General features: G+C 45.2%; 25 protein-coding genes and 1 riboswitch. Of the genes, 1 reads left to right on the top strand and 24 read right to left on the bottom strand.

Annotation, left to right across the window (positions count from 1 at the left end):
• Positions 1-156: 156 nt before the first annotated feature.
• Positions 157-657 carry a C40 family peptidase gene (locus ABIE27_RS09095; protein ID WP_123065720.1) on the top strand — a complete coding sequence of 167 codons (501 nt, stop codon included), beginning with the start codon at positions 157-159 and terminating at the stop codon, positions 655-657.
• 123 nt (positions 658-780) lie between these two features.
• Here the strand turns inward: ABIE27_RS09095 and ABIE27_RS09090 are convergent, their stop codons facing one another.
• The 24 genes from ABIE27_RS09090 to ABIE27_RS08975 all read right to left on the bottom strand — a co-directional run bounded on the left by ABIE27_RS09090 (position 781) and on the right by ABIE27_RS08975 (position 23,424).
• Complete coding sequence (locus tag ABIE27_RS09090) at positions 781-1,482, bottom strand: response regulator transcription factor (RefSeq protein WP_205127940.1); 702 nt, start codon at positions 1,480-1,482, stop codon at positions 781-783.
• A 138-nt stretch (positions 1,483-1,620) separates the two neighbouring features.
• Entirely contained in the window at positions 1,621-2,670 is a 1,050-nt protein-coding gene (locus tag ABIE27_RS09085; RefSeq protein ID WP_123065722.1) for a ThiF family adenylyltransferase, read from the bottom strand.
• A complete protein-coding gene (locus ABIE27_RS09080) occupies positions 2,667-3,434 on the bottom strand; it encodes a thiazole synthase (protein ID WP_123065723.1) in 768 nt (255 codons plus the stop codon). The genes ABIE27_RS09085 and ABIE27_RS09080 overlap by 4 nt, the downstream gene beginning before the upstream one ends.
• 83 nt (positions 3,435-3,517) lie before the next feature.
• Positions 3,518-3,721, bottom strand: a complete 204-nt coding sequence (thiS, locus tag ABIE27_RS09075) for a sulfur carrier protein ThiS (RefSeq protein ID WP_123065724.1) — start codon at positions 3,719-3,721, stop codon at positions 3,518-3,520.
• Complete coding sequence (thiO, locus tag ABIE27_RS09070; RefSeq protein ID WP_429350359.1) at positions 3,718-4,986, bottom strand: glycine oxidase ThiO; 1,269 nt, start codon at positions 4,984-4,986, stop codon at positions 3,718-3,720. Before thiO ends, thiS begins: the two co-directional genes overlap by 4 nt.
• Before the next feature lie 57 nt (positions 4,987-5,043).
• Positions 5,044-5,697, bottom strand: a complete 654-nt coding sequence (locus ABIE27_RS09065; protein ID WP_151458101.1) for a thiamine phosphate synthase — start codon at positions 5,695-5,697, stop codon at positions 5,044-5,046.
• A gap of 258 nt (positions 5,698-5,955) precedes the next feature.
• Positions 5,956-6,065, bottom strand: a riboswitch (TPP riboswitch).
• Positions 6,066-6,104: 39 nt separating this feature from the next.
• Positions 6,105-7,658, bottom strand: coding sequence for an ABC-F family ATP-binding cassette domain-containing protein (locus ABIE27_RS09060; protein ID WP_123065727.1), 1,554 nt, complete (start codon positions 7,656-7,658; stop codon positions 6,105-6,107).
• 54 nt (positions 7,659-7,712) lie between these two features.
• A complete protein-coding gene (locus ABIE27_RS09055) occupies positions 7,713-8,735 on the bottom strand; it encodes a hypothetical protein (RefSeq protein ID WP_123065728.1) in 1,023 nt (340 codons plus the stop codon).
• Complete coding sequence (locus ABIE27_RS09050) at positions 8,722-9,273, bottom strand: hypothetical protein (RefSeq protein WP_123065729.1); 552 nt, start codon at positions 9,271-9,273, stop codon at positions 8,722-8,724. Before ABIE27_RS09050 ends, ABIE27_RS09055 begins: the two co-directional genes overlap by 14 nt.
• Positions 9,270-9,668, bottom strand: a complete 399-nt coding sequence (locus ABIE27_RS09045) for a hypothetical protein (RefSeq protein ID WP_123065730.1) — start codon at positions 9,666-9,668, stop codon at positions 9,270-9,272. Before ABIE27_RS09045 ends, ABIE27_RS09050 begins: the two co-directional genes overlap by 4 nt.
• A gap of 16 nt (positions 9,669-9,684) precedes the next feature.
• Positions 9,685-10,170, bottom strand: coding sequence for an ABC transporter permease (locus tag ABIE27_RS09040; RefSeq protein ID WP_123065731.1), 486 nt, complete (start codon positions 10,168-10,170; stop codon positions 9,685-9,687).
• A gap of 68 nt (positions 10,171-10,238) precedes the next feature.
• The gene (locus ABIE27_RS09035; RefSeq protein ID WP_123065732.1) at positions 10,239-12,305 is read right to left on the bottom strand and encodes a hypothetical protein; all 2,067 of its coding nucleotides are present in this window, start codon (positions 12,303-12,305) and stop codon (positions 10,239-10,241) included.
• Complete coding sequence (locus ABIE27_RS09030; protein WP_429350358.1) at positions 12,295-14,121, bottom strand: ATPase, T2SS/T4P/T4SS family; 1,827 nt, start codon at positions 14,119-14,121, stop codon at positions 12,295-12,297. The genes ABIE27_RS09035 and ABIE27_RS09030 overlap by 11 nt, the downstream gene beginning before the upstream one ends.
• 7 nt (positions 14,122-14,128) lie before the next feature.
• The gene (locus ABIE27_RS09025) at positions 14,129-14,959 is read right to left on the bottom strand and encodes a hypothetical protein (protein ID WP_123065733.1); all 831 of its coding nucleotides are present in this window, start codon (positions 14,957-14,959) and stop codon (positions 14,129-14,131) included.
• Positions 14,956-15,669, bottom strand: a complete 714-nt coding sequence (locus ABIE27_RS09020) for a hypothetical protein (RefSeq protein WP_123065734.1) — start codon at positions 15,667-15,669, stop codon at positions 14,956-14,958. Before ABIE27_RS09020 ends, ABIE27_RS09025 begins: the two co-directional genes overlap by 4 nt.
• Before the next feature lie 59 nt (positions 15,670-15,728).
• Positions 15,729-16,751 carry an SAF domain-containing protein gene (locus ABIE27_RS09015; RefSeq protein WP_123065735.1) on the bottom strand — a complete coding sequence of 341 codons (1,023 nt, stop codon included), beginning with the start codon at positions 16,749-16,751 and terminating at the stop codon, positions 15,729-15,731.
• A 16-nt stretch (positions 16,752-16,767) separates the two neighbouring features.
• Positions 16,768-18,255, bottom strand: a complete 1,488-nt coding sequence (locus tag ABIE27_RS09010) for a serine/threonine protein kinase (RefSeq protein WP_123065736.1) — start codon at positions 18,253-18,255, stop codon at positions 16,768-16,770.
• 186 nt (positions 18,256-18,441) lie between these two features.
• Positions 18,442-19,491 (bottom strand): SAM-dependent methyltransferase, encoded by a 1,050-nt coding sequence (locus ABIE27_RS09005; protein WP_123065737.1) that lies wholly within the window; start codon positions 19,489-19,491, stop codon positions 18,442-18,444.
• Positions 19,492-19,497: 6 nt separating this feature from the next.
• Positions 19,498-20,277: an ABC transporter ATP-binding protein gene (locus tag ABIE27_RS09000; protein WP_123065738.1), complete on the bottom strand. Its 780-nt coding sequence runs from the start codon at positions 20,275-20,277 to the stop codon at positions 19,498-19,500.
• Positions 20,274-20,591 (bottom strand): thioredoxin family protein, encoded by a 318-nt coding sequence (locus ABIE27_RS08995; RefSeq protein WP_429350498.1) that lies wholly within the window; start codon positions 20,589-20,591, stop codon positions 20,274-20,276. The genes ABIE27_RS09000 and ABIE27_RS08995 overlap by 4 nt, the downstream gene beginning before the upstream one ends.
• Positions 20,588-20,929: a cyclic-phosphate processing receiver domain-containing protein gene (locus ABIE27_RS08990; RefSeq protein WP_429350357.1), complete on the bottom strand. Its 342-nt coding sequence runs from the start codon at positions 20,927-20,929 to the stop codon at positions 20,588-20,590. The genes ABIE27_RS08995 and ABIE27_RS08990 overlap by 4 nt, the downstream gene beginning before the upstream one ends.
• A gap of 18 nt (positions 20,930-20,947) precedes the next feature.
• Entirely contained in the window at positions 20,948-21,796 is an 849-nt protein-coding gene (locus ABIE27_RS08985; RefSeq protein WP_123065741.1) for a deoxyribonuclease IV, read from the bottom strand.
• Entirely contained in the window at positions 21,786-22,607 is an 822-nt protein-coding gene (locus ABIE27_RS08980; protein WP_429350356.1) for an Fpg/Nei family DNA glycosylase, read from the bottom strand. The genes ABIE27_RS08985 and ABIE27_RS08980 overlap by 11 nt, the downstream gene beginning before the upstream one ends.
• A 7-nt stretch (positions 22,608-22,614) precedes the next feature.
• Complete coding sequence (locus ABIE27_RS08975) at positions 22,615-23,424, bottom strand: TIGR01457 family HAD-type hydrolase (protein WP_429350355.1); 810 nt, start codon at positions 23,422-23,424, stop codon at positions 22,615-22,617.
• Between the last annotated feature and the right edge of the window lie 67 nt (positions 23,425-23,491).

Raw genomic sequence — 23,491 nt, 5'->3', positions numbered from 1 at the left:
TTAATTTTTTGACATTTTTAATCGTATTTTAATAATTACACCTAAACTACTGTCCTATCAGCCTTTTTGCTTATGTATCCAATTTCTAGGGTGTTACAAACCTGTTATACTCGCTCTAGCAACTTAACGAAAACGAATTTTGGAGGTACTAACTACATGAAAACAAACTTCTTCATCCAAAAGGCCGTAACCGTCGGGTTGTGCGCTACACTAGGTTTTGGAGCTGTATTAATGACAAATGCACCTGTTGCACAAGCCGCAACGGCATCCGTATCAACAGGACAGCAAATTGTAAACTATGGTAAAAAATTTACTGGAACTCCATATAAATTTGGTGCTTCAACAACAACAACCAGATACTTTGACTGCTCTTCTTTCATGAAGTACATTTTCAAAAAGTATGGTGTAGATCTTCCGCGCACTTCCGTACAACAATCTAAAGAAGGTAAATTCGTCTCTAAAGCCAATCTTCGTGTTGGTGATATGGTGTTCTTCTCGAGCGGTAGCCGCTCTACGGGCTCTAACATTACTCACGTTGGCGTGTATGCTGGAAACGGCAAAATTCTGCACACGTACGGCTCTCCAGGTGTAACCATATCTGATCTGAACTCCGGTACGTGGAAAAGAACGTACATTACAGCTCGCCGCGTCCTGTAGTCCATCTCTCTAATAAACTAACTGACGACCGGATCAATTGATCCGGTTTTTTCATATCATCCTATCTTTTCTTACACGGATTAACCCTTGATCCAAACTGGAGAATGGTGGAATATTTAATAATCAGCTATCGACTAGCATATAACCTATCCCTCGAACCGTCTGGATCAACTTCACCTCTCTGCCTTTATCCACTTTCACCCGCAGATGTTTAATGTAGACATCAACTACGTTCGTATCCATGGCGAACTCATACCCCCACACCTCGCGTAAAATATCTCCCCGTGTGCAGGCCTCATTCAGATGTGAGGCTAAAAACTCCAATAATTCATATTCTTTCGGAGTCAGGTTCAAATATTGCCCTCCACGGCTAACTCTTCGCGAACGCAGATTAAGTCTGAGGTCTTGAACCATAATTATTTCCTCCCCTTCATGGGAAGAACTTGCGAATAACCGAAGCAGGCTGCGAATTCTCGCAAGCATAACCTTCCAATGAACAGGTTCCTCCATTACATCATTCGCTCCAAAATCAAGCCAATCAATCACCCGTTGCGGCGAAGCTTCAGGAATAATAACCATTAAAGGTGTAGATGAAATTGAATTCATCCATTTCTTCAATGCTATTCTATCCTGTTCACTCTGATTCACATCCTCAAACTCTCGCTCCACCAAAATAATGAGATGCGGACGAGCAGTCTTAACGTCCACCATGTCGTTCAATTCAAACCATTCTATATGCTTCACCTCATAGCCTGCGTCTTGCATGATACGCTCTATACGGCGCACTAAATCCCCAGTACCCACTAATATGATCGCTGTTTTCATCATTTCTCACCCGGCCCGTCTGGTTTCCGTTGCTACTTGGCATGCATTGTACCGTTAGGATGCCTTAAAATGAAAAAGTCCATCCCCGCGGAGAACAGACTTTGTCAATGAATGAGTTTTGATATTTTTAATGAGGGCTTAGCCGAAATACCGATGAACCAGCGTACGTGCTTCCGACGTATCTTTTGTACCATGAACAAGAACACGACCATCTTGAAAAATGACCAACCGATGTTGACCTGTTGTGAATGACACCAGAAAAGGATTCATTTCCACCTTTCCTTCACCAAGCCGTTCCAATCGATCTGCTGTCTGCGGAAGGTCCAGTTGCATGCGGCGCGCAGGACGAATCTGAACGGTATCCCTGCCACATAACACATCGGTTTTCTCAAGATTGGATGCAGAAAGAAACGGGTACGTAGCTGCCGGGCTGCATGATGCACATTCTTGCTTTTTTGCCCCGTCTACATTAATGGATATGTACTCATTCCTCCACACATCAAATGACAACAATTTACGGCGCAGAGCAGCTGTGTTACCGCTTAGCAGCTTCATCGCTTCCGCTGTCTGATTGGCCGTCACCATCTGCACCGCTTGAGGAATGATGCCAGACGTATCACAAGTATCCCCACCAAGCGGCACTTCTCCCAAGAGGCAGTTTAAACAAGGTGTGTCACCAGGAAGAAATGTAAACGTAATACCATAGCTGCCCACACATCCTCCGTAGATCCAGGGAATGTTGTGCTTCTGTGCCATATCATTAATTAGTAATCTTGTATCAAAATTATCCGTTGCATCCATGATTAAATCGGTATGCCCAACTAGTTCTTCGAGTTCATCCACTCGCACATCCATCACTTTGGCCTCGATGCGAACGGTTGAATTAATTGCTGTTAAACGTTTGACAGCCGCCATCGCTTTTGGCATGCGTTCAATCGCATCCTGTTCAACATAAAGTTGTTGCCGCTGGAGGTTACTCCATTCCACATAGTCCCGGTCTACAATGGTAATTTGCCCAACACCGGAACGCACTAACGTTTCTGCAATACCTGTTCCAAGTGCCCCAGCTCCAATAATTAAAACTTTGCTGTCTTTTAGCCTCGCTTGACCTTCTTTGCCGAGCGGAGCATATCGTTCCTGTCTGGAGTAACGACTACTCTGCTCCGCATGATGTAACTGATCTGTCATGTATGAACCATTCCTTCCACCGGACTGCTTGCTGCCGCATAACGTTTCACTGGAATTAAGCCTGCCGTATACGCCAGCCTGCCTGCTTCAACCCCGAGGCGCATCGCTTTTGCCATGACAACCGGATCAGCTGATCCAGATACAGCTGTGTTAAGCAATACACCGTCAGCCCCAAGTTCCATGGCATAAGCGGCATCTTTGGGGGAGCGTAAACCTGCATCTACAATAACAGGCACTGCCGCTTGCTCTATGATGATTTCAAGATTATAAGGGTTTATGATTCCTCTACCCGCTCCAATTGGCGAAGCTCCAGGCATGACTGCATGTACACCAAGCAATTGAAGCCGTTTAGCTAAAATAACGTCGTCCGAAATATAGGGCAACACGGTAAATCCTTTTTCGAGCAAAATGCTGCAAGCCTTGTACGTTTCAAGTGGGTCAGGCAGTAACGTTACTCCGTCTCCGATGACTTCGACTTTTATCATATCACAAAGCCCCGAAGCTCGCGCAAGCTCAGCGATTCTCACCGCTTCTTCCGCAGTCGAAGCTCCTGCCGTATTAGGCAGCAGCGTGTATTTGCTCAGATCCAGCGTATCCAGAAAGTGCTGCGCGCCTGTATCCTCCAGATTCAGACGGCGTACAGCAAAGGTAAGCACTTCCGTACCTGAAGCTTCCACGGCCTGACTCTGTACTTCCATATCGCTGAACTTTCCTGTTCCAAGCAACAACCTTGATTCAAAAGAGTATTTACCAATTGTCAACATCTTCTAACCTCCTAGGTTTTAACAACTTCCCAATACCAACTACCAAATCAACAAGATTCAGCCACGTCTACGAATTACTTTGCTCAGCCCCCTCCGACAAAATGAACAATCTCTATCCGATCTCCTTCTCTTAGCGTTGTTGTTTCATGGTGATCTTTGGTCAAAATATTACGATTCAACTCAACTACCACCGTTTTCACTTGCAAGTTGAATGAATGCAGTAATTTGTCAACACGATTTAACCCGTCGTCAACCTCCATCTTTTGGCCGTTCACGATAATGTTCACAACATCACTCCCTTTCTGTTCGATCGTTCGGGCGACAATGCTTCAATCCCGATCTCTTCCGCACGTTTCCCCTCTAATAGGTCTGCAATCCAGCGACCTGTGATTGCACTAAGCAATATTCCATTACGAAAATGACCATACGCTGTGTACAAGCCAGGTATTTGCTCGTATTTCCCTATATACGGTAGCCCATCAGGGGTGGAAGGTCTTATACCTGCCCATGCCCGCACAAAGTCTGCTTCTTTGATTCCCGGAATCCAATAACTTGCCGCTCCAAGTAATCGTTGCACACTATTAGCCGATACGCTGTGATCTTTTCTTCCTGGCAAACTGGTTGCGCCGATCCACACCTCTCCGTTGGCTTTCGGAACAATATAGACATCTTCTGCATATACCGTGCGATCGGGTCTGCCTCCAGCCTGATCTATAGGAAACCGAACGGCCATAATTTCACCTTTCACCGGACTTGAAGGCAAAGCGACCCCCACTTGATGCATGAGTTGCTCCCCTTGTAGGCCAGCAGCTATGATGATATGTTTGCAACACACCTCTCCCTTAGCAGTTTTAATCCCTCGAACACCATGGTTATCTACGACCAGACGAACATTTTGAACGCCTTCCAAAATGCGGGCACCCATCATTTCAGCCGACCTCGCATAAGCTCTCGTCAATGACACGGGCAACACTTCGCTCTCGAGCGATCGGTAATAAGCGCCGTACGTATCCCGATTCAACCATAGCGCTTCTCGTTGCACCGTGCTTCGATCCCACCAAAGTTGTTGCACTCCCGAAGTAGTATTTCGTCTATCCTTGTACTTACTTAGATCACTGTATGATCGAAAGGGTGTGATAAATCCGCTACGCCTTAAGCCAATATCCATACCAGTTATAGCGGATATTTGCTCTTTGTGCTTATGCAACAATTCCCTGCTTTCATGCGCGGCTTTTGCCATGAATGGATGTGCAAAATCTTCGCTTTCTGCTGCCAGCATGCCGGCAGCTGCACATGAAGCTCCGCTGGCAATCTCCGACTGCTCAACAAGAAGTACCTCCTGACCTCTGGATGCCAGTTCAAAAGCAATCGCACAGCCTATGACTCCACCGCCCACAATGATGGTTTCTGCATGACAGATTTCTGGGGTCTTCGTTGAATTTTCAGATGGGGTCAGCAGCTTAAACTTAGCATGATTATATGATGAACCTATGACTTTCTCAGGTTGACTCAGTCCGCTCTGTACCATTTTGTCATCTCCTTGTTTGAACAACGTTCACATCTTCTCGGCTTGGCATTATTTCCAGCTCTTGATCGGAAAGAAATCACATCACGCTTCCACAGCCTGTTTAAGGAGCGCAGCAGCATAACCAGGGTTTGCATGTTTCAACACACTTGAGATCACAGCAGCACCCCCGGCTCCCGCAGACCTGACAGCCCGAATGTTACACGGCTGAATCCCGCCGATTGCAATAACAGGAACCTTTACACTGGAGCATACTTCCGCCAATGCATCTAACCCTCTCGCTGCTACATCAGGTTTGCTTGCACTTGCATACACATGCCCAAAAAAAAGGTAATCTGCACCATACTCTTCGGCAATTTTCGCTTCGTGCAACGAATGCACCGATATCCCCAATCGAAGCCGCAGATCATGCTTGTTTTCCGGCTTTACTGTTAGTTTTGCTCTTTCCAGCATGTCTTGGCTCCAATGTATCCCTTGAAAAATATCACCAGGTGCAGCCCGTTTCGCGCCATTAATTACAATGCGGGAAGATGGAATACCAGACTCTGCCATCAACTTTGCCCAGTTGTATCGTTCATACAGTGAAAGATGCTTTTCCCGGATATGAATGTAATGCACGTAAGGCCAGATTTGCTTGGCTGCCTTCAACATAACTTCTTTTTCCCCTCTATTCGTGGATATTACATGTAGTTCAAATAAGGGGCAATCTTGTTCACGCTCTTGATCTTGCTCTGACATCCTGGCATTCAACCTTGTTCTCGCTCCTTTCAGCTACAAGCTTGGAGAAGTTGTAATGACAAATTTGTAATCAAAAAAGCCACTCCCGTAGGGGAGTGGCTGCGTATAAAAAGGTTCAGTTCAATAACAAACGTGTGACAAACCTGGTAAACAGTTCAATTAGTCAAACCGATAACTGTTTATTCGATATTCAAACGCTTGTCATTACGATGTAATAAGATCCCATTTTTACGTTAGGAATCAATTTACTACCGTTTTCGCTGAAACGCGCCACTTCCCTACGCTGGTATGATCCAGATCAGGTGCAAAGGGTCCAGAATCGCATTCTTCCATCTCAGCCGCATCGTGCGGCCCCCCTAGTGTTCATATGAAGTTGTAGCCTATATTACCACAATCGGATTTTTTTGTCATCGTGCTTTTTCGGACCACTCTTCTACATTCCATGTTTTGGTGACCCAGCCTTCATAAAAATCAGGTTCGTGCGATACAAGTAAAACGGTTCCCTTATATTCTTTCAACGCACGCTGCAGTTCAGCTTTTGCTGTGACATCCAGATGGTTCGTCGGCTCATCAAACAAAACCCAGTTGCTTTCACGCATCAACAGTTTGCACAATCGGACTTTGGCTTGCTCCCCACCGCTAAGCATGTTAAGTGGACGCGTAATATGCTCATTTTTGAGCCCACAACGCGCAAGATGTCCTCGCACCTCGTTCTGTGTCAAATGTGAAAACTCGTTCCACACATCATCGATCGGTGTAATATTTCCAGCTCGTACTTCCTGTTCAAAGTAAGCTGTCTCCAAATAATCTCCGAGAAACGTTTTTCCGCTTATTGGCGCTATTTTGCCCAGGATCGTTTTGAGCAGTGTAGATTTACCTACACCGTTGCATCCCACAATCGCGATCTTTTCGCCACGTTCAATCGTCATGGTCATCTTGGGGAGTAATGGATACGTATAACCGATCTCAAAATCAATGCCTTCAAAAACGGTTTTGCTGCTTGCGCGGGCATCCTTGAACTTAAATGTTGGTTTTGCTGCTTCGTCTGGCCGATCAATTCGCTCGACCTTTCCAAGTTGTTTTTCCCGGCTTTTCGCTCGACCAGAGGTCGAAGCTCGAGCCTTGTTGCGTTGAATGAAATCTTCCTGCTTTTTGATGTATTCCTGCTGCTTCTCGTAGGCATCAATATGCTGTGCTTTCTGCATATCTGCCATTTCAAGAAATTTTTCATAGTTGGCCGCATAACGCGTCAGTTTTGCAAATTCCAAATGATAGATGACATTAACCACTTCATTCATGAACTCTGTATCATGGGAAATCAATAGAAAAGCATATGGGTAGTCTTTCAAATATCTTGTTAGCCACTCAATATGCTCTACATCCAGATAGTTTGTCGGCTCATCCAATAATAGGGCAGTGGGTTTCTCCAATAACAATTTCGCAAGCAGGACTTTCGTACGTTGTCCACCACTAAGAGCAGCAACATCCCGATCAAGGCCAATTGCATTTAATCCCAAACCGTTTGCCATTTCTTCTACTTTTACATCGATCAGATAAAAATCGCCCTGTTCGAGTTGCTCTTGAATATCGCCCATTTCTTCAAGTAACTGCTCAAGTTTGTCTGGATCAGCATCAGCCATCTGATCCGTAATTGCCATCATTTGCTTCTCCAGTTCCAGTAGCGGCAGAAAAGCATCTTTAAGCACATCACGAATGGTCTTGCCTGGTGTTAACTTGGTGTGTTGATCCAGATAGCCATATCGAACTTTAGGCGTCCATTCCACTTTACCGCTATCTTTAAGCAATTTTCCGGTGAGGATATTCATTAGAGTTGATTTTCCTGCACCATTAGCTCCAACTAGACCCACTCGTTCTCCAGCAAGCAGACGAAACGAAACATTTTTAAATAACGTACGGTCTCCGAAATTGTGACTGACGTTCTCTACTGACAATAAACTCATAAGATGAGACTGCTCCTATCTATTTACATTACTTTTAGTTCACGTTCCAAAACCCTATTCTAGCACAGGTTCAGTCTTTTCTGAAAGTAATGACACATGGGCGGAGCAATCATATTCGAAATAACCTCTAGCGGCTGCCTGCTTTGCAGTTGTAAACACCTCTTCAGCACGAAAACCGGGGTTACAGGTGGCAGGATGATAATATTTAATTCCTGTTGAGGGGTCAATCCCGCCAACAACAGCCGTTTTTTTGACCAAACGGCCTCCACCAATGGCATAATTGTTAATCTTCTGATCCCCTACAGCGATACCCTGTATAAAAGCCATAATGCCCGTATCATTGATCGAATTGTACCAATCTTCCTGTGAGACCAAAGGCATCGTGAATACATAAGAGACACCATTTCTCCTAGCAAATTCATTATGTCGATTGATTACGTCCGCAAGCTCGTCCTGTATTCGGGTCACGATTCGGCTGCGCCGCACCTGTTCAAAAGTTGTAGAGTCCTGAAGCAGTGTAATCGTGGAATTCGAGGCCAGCTCCTCCTGAAATCCTTCGATCCATTTCCTTGCACCAGCATCATATGCATACACATAACCGTCAAGTGTAAAATTAATGCTATTTCCGTCTGAATCTGAATATGTATAAGGCTTTTTGGGACTCCACACATGCTTATGAGACTTTTCCATCTCCCCAGTCATCTCGGTTTCCTTGGCATAAATGTAATAACCATCGTAATCCATAACTACAATCGCTGGAATATAATCAAACATATGTTGAATCGCTGCCTTGTCATCCTGTATGCCCATGTTTAATGCCATCGTTTGGGTAAAGGTGGTCAGCGCCAGTTCCTTATCCGCTTTAACAAACTTGGCAGAATCATAACCTGCTTCAGCATGTTGTTTTTCATTCTGGTGCATGACTGCGCCAGCATCCATCACTGCAGTTTGTAACGCTGTTTTGTAGCGATAAGCCAGTTCATTGGCCTCTTGCGCATCATGCGTATGAAACGTGAGGATGTAAAAGAACGGGAAGAAAATGAGTACAAATACGATAGAAAGCTCAGTAATCTTCATTCAATACCATACCTCCATAAGAAGTAAAAACCGCAGAAGCCTGGACTGTACCTTGTAACCATTCTCGTATCATCATAGAAGGTGTGCGATTGGTACTTTTAAGTCTCACCGTGAAGAAGTCGCCCATATGGAGCGTATATCTGCGCCCAGGATCATCGATGGACAATGTGCTAGACAACGGATATAACCGGTCCTGAATCTGTGACAAGTAAAATGCATCATGAACAACTTCATATGTACCCGTGAAGCTACTCTGAATCATCGGATCTGAATAATGGGGGACATATTTTTTGTGTAAATGTTCCATCGAAATGTCATAGTTATTACCCGTTTGGGCTAACTGTTCTTGAAACTCCGCGAGCATTCGAGGTGAGATATATCCCTTAGTGCGGACAGCATCCACAAATCGTGTGACACTTTGAGTCGCTGCCAAGCGCGCAATATCATCCTGACGTTCAGCGGTCTCGGCCGCAGGATACACATAGAGCAGTAAAACAGCAAGCAATACCGCAAACAGTTTGGATACTGCATTGATCACTGACTCTCTACCTCCTTCCAAAAAGAAAGCTTTAACAATTCACCGGATTCACTTCGGTTATATTCAGATCGATATTTCCCATCTAGCTCAACTGGAATCACAACTGATCGATGTTCAAGTGGATCAATCACATACTCATGACCGTCTACCTCAACCCGAACCCTTGTACCTGTCATTTGCCGAACCGTATGCAGAACCTCAGCTCCGGTGTATCCGACCAAGCCACTTGTGTGAAGTGTCGTATGGACTCTGCCTTCCATAGCCGCATTTGTTTTCACCCTGTCGTTCAAGGCATCGTTTAAAATACGGATGTTCCTCTGCCCGTACAGGCAGGCTGTCACAAAAAGGACAACCGCCGTACAGAACAGCATCAGATGCTGTGTGTTCCGGGACATATTCAACCAGCTCCAGTCAGGATTGCTGGAAAATCAGACCTCTAACCACATTCGATCGGTCTTTTACGATAATTGCCTTAAATTTACCACTAGGATTAACATATTGATTGTCCTTTTCACTCATCGTCTGATTAATACTGCCTACCTTGTCATCAGGTGCAATGACAGAACCATAGTCCGCGTTATTAACATCCTGAGAGATGTTAAGCTGATTACCGTACCACTGTCCGCTTTTGTTTTTACCCGTAATAACCCGGATACCAAACTGGTCCTTGTCCGCATATTTCCGTAAAGCATTGGTCACTTGTGATCCACTGATGGTTGTTCCGTCATACACTGTAAATGCTGCCTGAGAAAGCTCGGTTTGAATATCTGCAAAATTATTTTGCGCCGTTTTGGTTGCCTCCTGCGCCGAAATAAATAACAAAACTACAATCGTAATCAGGGCAATCGTCAAAAATATCCCCGCTGCCACCTTTAAAGCACTAGATGCATTATTCATATTAAATACCCTCCTAAAGTGTTATGAATGATTATTTTTCAGTTCTTGTTCTTCGTAAAAGTCAAACACTACAGTTTCTGGATTTGCTCATAGTACATGTTCATCTGTACAAAACTCATGCCGACCAGCGGAATAACGAGGTACATGAAGATCAGAGCATACATGGGCGTAAAACCGATCGTCCTTCCCCATCCAGCCTTGATATCAATAATTTTGCTGTACTCCTGTTTGCGCTGTTCAAAATAAAAGGCCATCATGCTTTCTAGATCATCAAAAGCTTCACGAATGGATATTTTACCTAAAGCCAGTTGCAGTTTATCAATCAAACGTTGAAATTCAGGCAAACCTACCTCCTCTTTTAATTGTTCTAGCGCTTGTTCAGGGCCATGTTCGAAGTGCAACAAACACTTTTGTAGTGGCCTTTTGAATATGACAGCGAATCGATTAAGCCATTCTACAATCTCCTCGACAGACATCCGATCCATCTCTCGCAAAATCGATATCACCGTCTGAAATTGATAGATTTCATGCCTCATATCCAACCTTCGCATTTTACGCTGGAACAACATGAGCCAGATGGGCAGATTATAGCCCCCTATCCCTATGAGCAGCGCCAAAATAATCTCCCACCATCGCATATATTGGTTGTTATATGCCTCAATCTTGTCTATAATCCGCTGAATTGTCGCCGTCTGAGCATCGTGATCAAGCTGGACTGGTGCAAGCTGCAGCAGTGCATTGGAAATATCTTCGTATGTGGCTGCCCGCTTCATCTCAACATACGCCATAACCGCTCCATCCAGCGCCGTCTTCTCTCGGGCCACTTTCAAATCCGCCTCAGACATTGCACCAAACATGCGGTCATCCCTGATTGGATCGTGCAATATATGATTACGCTCAACTTGATGTAGTAAAAGAATCAATCCTACAGTCAGAATCAGACAACTTGCGAATAGCAATAATCTGCGTATAGCTACCCATTCATATTTCAGATCGGTACTGCTCTCTCTCATTAATCTGATCGTCTGATTGTATGGGGTCGTTCCCGGTTTGGCAGCAAAAAGCATAGCCAACCTCCGTAAAACAACATGTTTATACAAAAAGCGATCCAGTCTGGATTGTTTCTTCCCGGAACGGTAGCGGATTTCATCATATTGCTGAAGACGCTGTAACAGCAAGTAAGCAACAATGATGATAATGTAGATGGATATTTTAGTGATAAAACCAAGTTTGCCGCGATAAAAATCATCCATTGTCGGGAAACTGACCCGAGCCCAATGCTCAATTGGCCCTGTAAACAGTACAGGTGCAAGAGCAATTACGTTTAACCCTTGAAGCAGATAATCAAGCTTGTCACGCCTTAAAATCTCCAGGTGTATCTCCTGAGTCAGATTACCTAAACCTTGCAGATAAATGGAGCCCTGCTCCTTGTCCTTATCTCCGAACTCCATCACCATATAAGACACACCGGCAAAACCTTTGAGAAAACGATTTGGTGCCACTTCATAATATCGTTCAAGTGCTTCATTGGGGTCGGGAGAAGTCAAAGCTTCATAGATCAGCCTCACTTGCTCGGCGGCTTCTCCTGTACCTGCTTCGGACGCTTCGTACAATGCTTCCTCAACCATGCCATGCTGATGATACCGGTGTCTTACATCTGCGAACAAATCTAGCATTTGCACCAGCAGTTTTTTCTCGATACGACTCAAACACATATCTAACACAAGACTGTTCAGCACGATAGCGCACAGCATAGCCAGAAGAATAAAAGTTATCCCTGGCTGTAACCAAAACAACACGGTACTAACACTTCCGTACCCGCCCATAATAATCAGAACAACGTTCATCGTGACTCTCCGAAGCGCTGGTTCATCCCTGGCATAACGATATGAGATTCTTTTTTGCACTTGCAAAATATACATTGAAAGCAAGGGTATTTTCATACCGACATGATACGCCTGCAAGAGGAAACTTCCCCAATCTCTGTACTTCTTACCTTGAATATTCACGATTTTCCCCGTAGCGTACGTCGAAGCTGACTCTCTCCGCCTTAGCATATGAAGAATGATTAACGTGATGGCTAAACCAACTACACAAAAACTGACTACAACCAACAATATCCATTTAATGCTCATAGGTTCCACCCCAGTGTTGTCCAATAAACCGACCAAACTTCTCGGCATCTGGAAGTGTCATCTGCTCCTGCATATCCACGATGCTAGAAGCCGAGATCGGAGCAGTAGCCACATATTTTCCTTGATGATACTCTACGACATTTCTAAAAGTGAACCCTGCTCTTTCTTCCATGCTTTCCGCTTCGCGGGAATGGGGAATACATTCGGTAATCCGCTCAATATATCTGCGGCCCTCTGCATCTTTTTTCATATGAACATCAAAGTTAATGACACTGACAACCTGTTCTTCAGCAATATGTTCATGATGGAACATGCCTGTCTTGAGTAACGAATTCCGGAGTGAAAACACCAGATCACGGAAAGTTTTGGCGTGATGCGTAAACAGGGTAAACAAACTCGCCACCTGTGACATCTGAATCATCCAGGCAGCAACCTCATCACTCGCAACCTCACCGAGAATGTTCACTGTCCCATCTGTTTTTTTCTGTAGATCCAGTCCTTGCTGACCCGATATATGTTCCGTTTCCCGAAAACTCAGAATGTTACGGCGACTGTATATCCGTCTTAATTGCAGCTCAAATGCCATCTCCTGTACTCGCAAAGTATAGGAAGCATAGATATGTTTCACCATGGCCATCAGCAATGTAGTTTTACCAGAGCCCTGTGCACCCGTTACTGCCGTGATCCGACTACCTTTCATCAAATATTGCAGCAGTTCTATTGGCAATTGTGCGTTGTTACCTGTAATCAACTGTTCAAGGGAGGCGTTGGGAATATCAAACTTCCGAACAAAGAATGCCCAGGATTCCGCAAAAGGAGGACGCACAACGACCACACGTGAGCCGTCTTTCATCTCATTCACTTTATAACCGCTTGCTTCCGACAATTGACCAGGATAATTGTATTTATATATGTTCTGACACACTCGTTTCAACTCCCGGATGCTGCCAAAACTTAAGAAAGACAAATGAATGGACTTCCCTTTATAAAAGATCCACACACTCTCCATCCCGCTTAGCGGTTCCTCATTAATCTCATCCTCAAAAGCATGCTCCAGAAGATCATTCCAAGAAGCGGGTACATGATTTCCCGTATGTGGCAGTATCTCCAGAGCCCCGCTCACCCCTCCACTAACACCATCGATCCGTTGATCCCTGATTTCATCCACAACAGAGAATCCTTTGTATTGTTGGTAGATACGTTGCACGATAATTTCTACCTTTTCTCTAAATCCCAATTCCCGATATTCACATTCAAAGACATGCTGGATATCTTGCTCGGAAATATAATAACTGCCGCCATCTTCTGAGCCTTCTTCCAGCCTTAGTTTACCTAAGTCATAGGTATCAATCATTCTGGAGAGAGCATCTACTCCAAATCGCTCGCGGTATAAATAAAAGATAATATCGAAGCGATCTTGTACGCTTAACCGCTCTGGTTCAGCAAACATCATCACTTCATCGACATTAGACTTATTCAGACCAATACTTCGTGTCAGCAAGTCACCAATCAGATTTTTGACATACGTCTTGTCACTGATGCTTCCTGATACACAGCTTTTGAGCGCTTTTCTCATCTCAGCACGTTGATTGATTCTGCGGCGATACTCTTCTTCATGTAAACCCGCATCGGCAAGCTGGCTATGGCTTATTTCATGCAATGAATTTTTCACTTGTTCAATCAATGTCTCAAACGTAAAGGACTCCTGCTCAGGTATACGTTCATTTCTTTCCCGCATAAAGGCCCGATACTTAAACCATACATAACATATACCTGTAATTATAATAATTGTGATGAACGTCGCATTCCAGACCACTAGAGATTCAGGCTCCCCTTTCCAGCCTCTTCAGCACAGTACGCATCCCCGCACCGTCCATAATCAGGCAAGCGAGTTCAGCCATACTTGAGGCAAAACTCCCTTTTTGAACTTGTTTTTTCTCAGTCAGACTCTCAAGTTGCAAGTATCTGGGGACATCTCTGCGGTTGATCGCATCCAGATACCCGGTCGTATACGGAACTGCGGAAAGACTCCCCTTGTATCTAAAACCACGCTTAATATTGGCGAGTGTAGCACGAGAATTCGAATCATATTTATTGATAAGAACATGTAGTTTTCGTTCCGTTATTTGTTCAGGCAGAATTTTTTCGAAAAAGTGTTCCAGATTCCTCATATTCTGATTCAGAACAACGACAACAACATCAGCCTGCTGCAATATAAGTTGTGAATTCACATTAGATTGATCAGCATCCAGAAGTACAAGATCATAACATTGATTAGCAATCTCCAGCAGTTTTTTTATCAACTCCCCTTTTTCAATCGCAGAGCGCTCATTTCCATATACGCTTCCAGTCAGCAGATCGAGCCGCTCTTTCAACAACGGTTTGGTGTAATCCTTTAGGTTGTGTTTGTTAAGACTACCGCTAATAAATAGCCGTTCAACAGCATCCCAACCATTTTCTTCAAAAGAATACGATTTTTCGGTTGAGCTCTTCTCATCCTGAATTATGCCTGATTCTACCCCACAATTCGCGGGGCCTGTATTCACGAGCAATACTCTGGCTTTATACTGGAATGCTGTCGCATAGGCACTCATCAATGCACTTGAGGAACATCCCATTTCAGCAAAAGGACTCCAAAAAGCGATCGTACTCATGCCCTCATCCTCCCTGCTTCTTTGATCGCACGACAGCTGCGAACGCTCTCCCATCCAGTCAATTGTTCCACAACGCGGCATAAGGATTTTTTGTAATTTCTGGACAGTGGGCCGATATGCACACGGTTATAATGTTCATTTTCTAGCTTAACCGCAGCGCTCAGCTCATCCCACGGAAGAATCAGAGACTCCCCAGTCCACCGAAAAGGACCACCCTCAAAATAGGCCCAAAGATAATGGGCTTCAAGTCTACAATCCACGCCATTAATCAACATTCGTTGGAAAGTCAGCTCTTCAGGAAGCCCATGTTCGTTGAACAACTGTTCCAACCACCCTTTCCCTCGTTCCAGATTGTATCGTTCATAATCGCTCACCCAGACACGAACTTCTGCGGTAAGCCATAAATGACGTGAAGCAAAGTGTGATGTCTCGATGTCGTATAACACATAATCATAACTGTCCAGACTCTCACCGCTAATCTGCAAATGATGCTCTACCGTCATTGAAGTAACAAAATGACATGCGATATCAAATCCCTCGAATTCCACAACTTGCAATGATTGCTGACGATCTCCAACACCGTATCCATATTTTTGTTGCAACGTACCATCCACTAAGAGAACCCGCTTACCTGTTGAAGCAAGTATTTTACTCAGATATAACATCAGGTCATTTTTCTCACATAAACCTGCAAAAATCCAAATGTGCACTGATCAGCGCCCCTTAATCTCAATTTAATGTTGTTATAAGAATATCTGATCTAATTCAATTACTCATTTCCCGTCAGCAATTGCTGTTGCTCGTTCAAAGTTGAAGATTCGATAGGGTCTGATGCCTCTCCCGTATGATCTGTTCCCCTATTGCCTGATCCGTCGTTCCAGATCGTTCCATTAGCTTCAGGTGAATCTTGAACTGTTGGCCTTTTATTATACGTAACAGAAGATTGTGCCACATCTCGTTCGACACCATTAGATGGAGCTGACATGGAGGCAGCGAGCGAACTTTCGAGTGAACTTCGAACTTGTCTCGACAATTCCTGCTCGGCATGACGCACAATATTTGGATCACTCTCCAGCAGCTTTAACACTTCGGAATTGGCTGGATATGTCGGAATAGCTGCTGTCTGGAATTGTGGTTCTACATAGGTTAGAGCGTAGATTGAAGCTTTATGTAAATAGGCATCCACGATTGCACTGGACAATGACAAAATCTCCTCTTCTGTCATCGTAATCCATAGTGTTGCTGCGTTTAATCGTTCCACCTTTTTCTTGGACAAGAGGATATAGTCTTGACCTGTGGGAAACTGAATACGTACGTCGATCATGTCTCCTTTGGCAAGCGAAGAAGGCAGCAGCACCACTTGCAACTCGCGATTTCTTAAATCAGGCGATGCCGGTGTTCCCTCATACACCATTTCCGTTGTGATCGCTGTTCCTTTTTTTAGCTCAATTTTAGCTGACTGCCCTTCCAGCTTCTGCGAACTGGACCACAGATTGCGTGGAGCCTGAGCATCCGGTATCGCAATCAGTTTCAGATCCTCTGGTGAGATAAGTTCTCCCGCTTCGATATCCCTGATCGTTACCCACCCTCGGGCACCAGAATTCCATTGCTGTAACAATTCCGCTTCTTTCTCCTCATATGCTGACAGATAACGGTCCTCCATAGCGGACCTGACATCCTCTTTTGTGCTCAGCTGATAGAACACGTAACCTCCAAAAATCATACCGACAGCTCCTGCTCCAATCAGTCCTGCATAAATCAGTTGACGACTTTGTTTTCTTAATTTGGACAAAAGAGGCTCTCCTTTCCTAATCTTTTCTACTCATATACTTTTTAAGAGAAAAAAATGAACGTTTTGGGGTCTGCCTTACCATCAAATGCCCTAGAATCTGTGAAAATACCTTATCCATATGAGCATCCTTGTCAAATGGGTCCAGCTGCAGTGGCAATCCGTATACGCGGGATGTATCCAGTGTTATTCGTAAACGTTCCACCGCATCCGCTGCAGCGAGCGGAAGGCAGTAAATCCATTTCTCCCGGGGAAAGCGATAATGTGTTCGTACAAAAGCCCCAATCTCTGCTAGTTTCCATTCGGCACCAGAACCGATAATGATAGGCAGATCCGCACGCAAAAACTCCTCTAATCGATTCTGATCCTGTCCGCTACCTAGATCCATCACAATAAATTGATAACTACCGCCCAGCAGGGATAAAATGTCGGCTCGGCCAGACTGCTTCCAATAATGCACGCCATCCACCGCAAACTGCCTGCTTGATGCCACGGGTTTACCACCTAGAGCAATGTGCTGGATACGTGTAAATGATTGAGACCGAGGTGACATTTCGATCACCGCGACCTTAAAGTTCTGCCTCTCCAAATAGTGACTGATCGCTATCGCTGTATGAGTAACACCGGCCCCAGCAGAAACCCCTGTAAGTGCAATCACTCTTGTGCCCCCGCCAACCGTTAGTTGCTGATTTGAAGGGAAAGACATCATTCCCGGTACTCGAAGCAGTTCCTTCCTCACCTCATCCGCCGTTTGAAACCGTTCATTCACATCATATCGTAGCAACCGTCTAACAACAGGGATGTATGTTCGCGGGATATCGCTCCGTATAGAACTTTCCACGCCTTGAATCCATTCTGTGTAAGCTCCACTCGTCATCAGGTACAACATCAGGGCTCCTAGACCATATAGATCTGAACGGGCATCCGTTTGCCCGGAGCCATATTGTTCTGGTGCCGCAAATCCCGCAGTCCCGAGTTTTACCGTGTCTTCAGCATGATGCGTCTTATAACTGCGGGCAATACCGAAATCAATCAAGCGCACTTCATGCTCTGGTGTAATCATAATGTTGGACGGCTTCAGGTCCCGGTAAATGACAGGAGGATCCAATTTATGCAAATAACTCAGAACATCCAGTAATTGAAGCACAAATTCCATCAACTGTTCCACCGGAATTTTGCCCCGGCACTGTTTAAAGTAGTCACTCAGCGTCAAACCTTCAATATATTCCATGACCAGGTACGTATAACCCTCTTCATCAGGAGCAAAAAAATCAACAATCTGCGGAAGTCTCGGATGGCGCAATGATGTCAACAGAGCCGCTTCTCTCTCCATACTGCCTTCATAGGGCATCTTCGTGACACTTTCCTTCACAGCCCAGATTTTCCCTGGCAGCTTCAGATCCTCTGCCTCATACACATGGCTCATTCCTCCTGAACCAAGAATCGATAGGATACGATATCTTCCTCCCAGCAGGCTCCCGCGTTCTAGCCTCGCCGGATGTCTCATAGGTCTCCCTCCTTCCAAACAACATAAAAAGGGAAAGCTTCACCGAAAATGAGCATACTGGAATTCCAGTGATGTTCACTTCGGGATGCTTTCCCTCAAATTTATTGTCGTTATGGTTAATATTGGTATCATTATAGTACACATAATCAACCGTTGTAAAGCAGAATATTTTATAAGTTAAATGACTTAATATTTAATCATATAAAGTGTAATCTCTTCACGATTATGAAACAGTTGCTTCGAACGCTGAATCTGCATACGTGAACGCTCAAACGTATCGATCACTTCTTTTATAAGCGCAAGTGGTTTCTTGTGCAACAATTTTACCGTAACGATGGCTGTTCCTCCGGATTGAAGACTATACAGAAGGTCAGATACCAGTCTGCTCATCAACTTCGGACTCCAGCTCATATCACTTACAAGCAGATCGAACTCACCTTCGCGGAAGCGCACATCCCCTGCATTTTTTTTCAAAAACGTCAATTTAGGTGAAGCCAGTAAGGTTGCATCCATCTTCGCCGGGTCTACCGCGGTTACCTCAAGCCCGCGCTCAAGCAGGAATGATGTCCATCCCCCAGGTGCTGCGCCAATATCAAGTGCCTTGTGAAACGAAGTAAAATCAATACCAAACGTTTGCTCCGCTTCAAGCAACTTAAACTTGGCTCGTGAGATTTGTCCTTCTTCTTTCTGAAAACGGATCGCTCCACCACTCCAGTCGGACAGATTCTGTTCGGGTCTGGATACACCTGCATATAACATATCATTCGCAGCAAATACCGAAATGACATATTCCGCATCCCGAATAACCCATTCACAGCCCAGATCACCCAGTTTTTCTGTTAACATTTGTTTCAATGAAGCAGCGTTTTCGCGCCAAAAAGAACCCTCTGTTTTGCGAGTTTGCATGACGACCTTAGCCCCAGACAATTCCTTATGGTTCAGAATATACGCAATCAGTCTCTCCAGAGACTGCTCTGGATCTTCCGTATTCTCTTGAAATTGAACAGGCTGAATGTGACGCAAAAACGTCGGAGACTCTTGTAGAAGTCTAATCGAGACTTCTTCCTCTGCAACTGGCAAACCGGCTAGTAGGATCTCACCTGGAACCAGAACCGTGCTCTTCACTGCCCCAAAAGTGCGGCGCAACTCCTCCTGCGCATAAGGCGCAAAGCCATGATTGGCCGTGCATATAAAACGGGAAAAGTCTGTTTCTCCCGAAAACGATTGTGTACTCAACTTGTGTTACCCTCCAGAACGTACGCGTATCCATGGACGATCCTCATGCCACTGAACTTCCACCGGAATATCATACGTATGCTTAATTGTATCTTCTGTTAATATCTCATGTTTTGGCCCCGCCGCGGCAATACGTCCATCACGGATCAATGCGACATGGGTAAACAACGGCACGATCTCTTCCACATGATGGGTGACGTACACCACCGTCATATTCCGCTGGCGCAGACGATCAATCTCAATAAGCATCTTCTCACGTTCGTACAGATCAAGACCGGCGCACGGCTCGTCCATAATAAGCAGCTTTGGTTCCGACATTAACGAACGTGCCAACATGACTTTTTTGCGTTCTCCCTGGGATAACGTTCCCAGCGGCTGATCTGCCAGTTTTGCGAAGCCCATCTCATCCAACAGATTCATCGCCTTTGTTTTCACTTCATCTGGTATCGTCTGATAAAAACGCAAAAAGGCATAGGCTCCTGTAGCGACAACCTCCCACACCGGATCACGTAAGGTCAGTTTTTCAATCAGGGTTTGGCTGATATACCCAATCTCCTTGCGAACCTCCCGGACATCGCATTGCCCGTACACATTACCGAGCACTTCAATGCGTCCCGAACTCGGAAACATATATCCATTCATCATTTCCAGTAATGTAGTCTTACCTGATCCATTACGCCCCAGGATAACCCAATGTTCCCCTGGTTCAATGCGTAAATGAACGTCATCAAGAATTTGATTTTCTTCGCGACGCAGCGAAATGTTCTCCATCACTACAACACTCATTTTAACACCGCCTTCCGAATCTCATTGAGCAGATGCTCGACCGAGTTCATCCGATAAACCATTCTGGGTACATCTTGCTCCCCATCAAACAACATTAAAGCCGGTACACTCGAAATCTGAAACTGCTGCACAAGCTCAGGAATATCATGAATATTCATCTCATATAAAACACCTTCTGGCAACATATGCTCAGCGACCTCCAGCATACGACGTGCCGCGGCACACGTTCCGCATAACGGAGTATAGATAAATACAGCTTGGGGCAACCCTTCCCATACACCGCGCATTAACATTTTAGACGTAATCGGCTTCAACATTTTTCAGCCTCCGCAGCCACTCGCAACATGACTTCACCTGTCATCGGACCGTTATGAATTATAACTGATTCAGGTTTGTTGCTATACAACATCTCGTACATTTGGCGTTTTCCATACATACTTGACGTATGTAAATAGATCTCACGCGGATAGAGCCCTTCCCGTACAATCGCCGCAGCTACTTCACCGCCATTCATCGAATCCGGCCCAAGTTCATAGTCCAGTGATAAAATGTCTACTTCGCCCTCTCGCAATAACAAAAGGCATTCCTCAGCATTGTTAGCCAAAACAAACCCTTTTGGACAAGAACGATAGTCATCCAGAAAAACATGCATCGTCTCGCACCTCCCTACTTATAACCAGGAACGCATGAGCTGTATATCTTCACGATGCGTTCCGTCTCCTCCTGTTTCCGTCTCCAGTACAACAACCGCTTGCTTAATATGGGGTGATTGCAGTAGTCTCTGCATCGATTTATAACCAATATGTCCATGACCAATTCTCGCATGTCTGTCTTTATTCAGGCCGGATGCATATTTGGAATCATTAAAATGAACTGCCGCCAGGTCATTCCAATATCCCAACTGCCTGCCTTTCTCTAACAAAACGGCCTCATCTCCGGCCTTCCACACCCCTGAAGCAAAAGCATGACAGGTGTCGAAACAAAATGCAATATGTTCTGGGAATCGACTCAGCTTGCGAATCTGGATCATTTCCTCCATCGTTGTTCCCATGGGTCCATGATCCCCTGCCTGATTTTCAAGTAAAATCTTGGATTCGCCTTGCCAACCTTCCAGCGCAGTGTCCAGACAGTGAATCAAATTACGATACCCCTCTAGCGGATCTTTCGTTTGAATATGGCCAAAATGAACAACTGTTCCAACAGAACCGCATGCATTAGAAATCTCAAGATCATTGCGAATCGATGAAACAATAGCATGAAACCCCGCCTCTCCACGGGTCATACCTAGTGCCGGATTCGTAGGATAAGGTGAGTGAGCAATGGATGCTAAACCATGTTCTCCACACCAGTCCCTGCACAGTGCAGCATCTTTCCGATCAAGACTTTTGAGACTAAGACTGCGCGGATTTTTCGGAAAATACTGAAAAGCCGTTGCTCCCATCTCATATGCTCTCTTGGCCGCCTGTAAAAATCCACCTTTAGTGCTTACATGTGCGCCGATGCCGGTTTTAGGCCTCATGCTGACATTGCGGACAGAAAAATGCCTTTTTGCCCGTAATCTCAACTCGTTCAATCGTTCCCCCGCAGCGAGGACAAGTTTCACCCTCCCGGTCATAGACCCGGCACTGCTCGTCAAACTTTCCTGTTTTGTTGTCTCCGTGCATTAGCGGCATTTCCATATAACCACCCTCGTGCGCAGCCTCACGCAACACCGATTGCATAGCGTGATACAGCCGCTCTGTCAGTTCAGTTGAATTCGCAATGTTCTGTGTTTTTGAGCTTGGTCTAAGTCCCGCAGCGAAGGCGATTTCATCCGAATAACAATTGCCGATGCCAGCGATAATATGTTGATTTACCAAGGTTGTTTTGAGTGTTCCCCTGCGACCTTTAAGCAGTGCAGCAAAACGTTCTTCATTCATCCTCCGATCCAGAGGCTCCGGACCTAAATCAGACATGGCTTCTTCCGTTTCCTTGGAAGACATCAGATGCAGATAACCAAGACGCAAACCGATGAAGAAAAGAATGTGATCTCCGAATTGAATTTCTACCTGTGTGGTGCGGTCAGGACGCTCGTCCTCTGTCCCCCAGAACAACATGCCACCCAGCATAAGATGCAACACAAGACGTTTGCCGTTTGCAAGGTGAAAAATCAGATGTTTAGCGCGCCGTTCCACAAATATAATCCGATTGCCTGTTAACTCATGTATGAACACATCAGCAGTCGTGTTGATCGTCTTTTCACGGTTCACAACTACCCCTGTTATCGGCAAATCAAGTATATGCTCGGACAATAATATCCTGTAATTTTCCATTTCCGGTAACTCTGGCATTCTTTATCTACTCCTTCTTGGAAGCCTGGCCTACCTTTTGGGCTAACCATGCAGTCAATGTATGCAAATCTTCAAAAACATGATCTGGACGTGCCTTCACGGCCTGAATATGTCCATCCAGATTTTCATGTGTAGTAATGCCTGTCAGAACAAGTATCGTTTCACAGCCTGCTGCCGCGCCTGCAGCAATATCCGTGCGCATATTATCTCCGATAACAGCCACTTCTTCTGCCTTCAAGTTCAACCGGCGGATGGCTGATCTCATAATAATGCTTGACGGTTTACCGATCACCGTTGGCTGCACGCCGGTCGCCGCCTCAATCGCAGCCCCAATCGTGCCCGCGCCGGGCGTTAATCCATCATCAGCTGGAAGCTGAAGATCAGGGTTAGTCATAATAAACTTAGCTCCCCCATTAATCCAGCGGAGTGCCTTCTTTAATTTTTGATAGGTAAATTCACGGTCGATGCCTTGGATCACAACATCTGGCTCAGCCTCCGTCAGAATTAAACCCGCTTCTTCAATGGCCTGTAACAGCCCACGTTCTCCAATGCATGCCACCTTAGCGCCGGGAGAATCTGCAGCAACGTATTCAGCCGCGGCTACAGCAGAGGTACATACCTCGGAAGCATCCGCTTCTATCCCCATGCCATTCAAATGATCGGCTACACCTTGGGGTGTACGGGAAGAATTATTGGTCACGAACAAATAAGGTACTCCCTGCTTTCGCAACGTGCGAATGAGCTCATCGGCTCCATCAATACGATGCCTGCCATGATACAATGTACCATCCAGATCGATCAGATAGGCCTTAATCATACATTGCACTTCCTTTCTTCACTCAGTTAACATTTCATCCCCTTAACAAAATCAGGCGATTCAAACA

Origin of the sequence: Paenibacillus sp. 4624, assembly GCF_050435065.1 — a bacterium.
Classification (GTDB): Bacteria; Bacillota; Bacilli; order Paenibacillales; family Paenibacillaceae; genus Paenibacillus; species Paenibacillus amylolyticus_D.
Note: the sequence above shows the minus strand (reverse complement) of the source record. Positions and strands in the feature narration are given on the sequence as shown.

Coding starts and splice junctions, on each gene's coding strand:
- ABIE27_RS08985 (WP_123065741.1), bottom strand. CDS start 21,796: ATGAGGCCTAAAACCGGCATCGGCGCACATGTAAGCACTAAAGGTGGA.
- ABIE27_RS09035 (WP_123065732.1), bottom strand. CDS start 12,305: ATGAGCATTAAATGGATATTGTTGGTTGTAGTCAGTTTTTGTGTAGTT.
- ABIE27_RS09080 (WP_123065723.1), bottom strand. CDS start 3,434: ATGTTGACAATTGGTAAATACTCTTTTGAATCAAGGTTGTTGCTTGGA.
- ABIE27_RS08975 (WP_429350355.1), bottom strand. CDS start 23,424: ATGATTAAGGCCTATCTGATCGATCTGGATGGTACATTGTATCATGGC.
- ABIE27_RS09025 (WP_123065733.1), bottom strand. CDS start 14,959: ATGAGTACGATCGCTTTTTGGAGTCCTTTTGCTGAAATGGGATGTTCC.
- ABIE27_RS09045 (WP_123065730.1), bottom strand. CDS start 9,668: ATGTCCCGGAACACACAGCATCTGATGCTGTTCTGTACGGCGGTTGTC.
- ABIE27_RS09085 (WP_123065722.1), bottom strand. CDS start 2,670: ATGACAGATCAGTTACATCATGCGGAGCAGAGTAGTCGTTACTCCAGA.
- ABIE27_RS09095 (WP_123065720.1), top strand. CDS start 157: ATGAAAACAAACTTCTTCATCCAAAAGGCCGTAACCGTCGGGTTGTGC.
- ABIE27_RS09060 (WP_123065727.1), bottom strand. CDS start 7,658: ATGAGTTTATTGTCAGTAGAGAACGTCAGTCACAATTTCGGAGACCGT.
- ABIE27_RS09010 (WP_123065736.1), bottom strand. CDS start 18,255: ATGAGACATCCGGCGAGGCTAGAACGCGGGAGCCTGCTGGGAGGAAGA.
- ABIE27_RS08990 (WP_429350357.1), bottom strand. CDS start 20,929: ATGCATGTTTTTCTGGATGACTATCGTTCTTGTCCAAAAGGGTTTGTT.
- ABIE27_RS09065 (WP_151458101.1), bottom strand. CDS start 5,697: ATGTCAGAGCAAGATCAAGAGCGTGAACAAGATTGCCCCTTATTTGAA.
- ABIE27_RS09055 (WP_123065728.1), bottom strand. CDS start 8,735: ATGAAGATTACTGAGCTTTCTATCGTATTTGTACTCATTTTCTTCCCG.
- ABIE27_RS09040 (WP_123065731.1), bottom strand. CDS start 10,170: ATGAATAATGCATCTAGTGCTTTAAAGGTGGCAGCGGGGATATTTTTG.
- ABIE27_RS09000 (WP_123065738.1), bottom strand. CDS start 20,277: ATGAGTGTTGTAGTGATGGAGAACATTTCGCTGCGTCGCGAAGAAAAT.
- ABIE27_RS08980 (WP_429350356.1), bottom strand. CDS start 22,607: ATGCCAGAGTTACCGGAAATGGAAAATTACAGGATATTATTGTCCGAG.
- ABIE27_RS09090 (WP_205127940.1), bottom strand. CDS start 1,482: ATGAAAACAGCGATCATATTAGTGGGTACTGGGGATTTAGTGCGCCGT.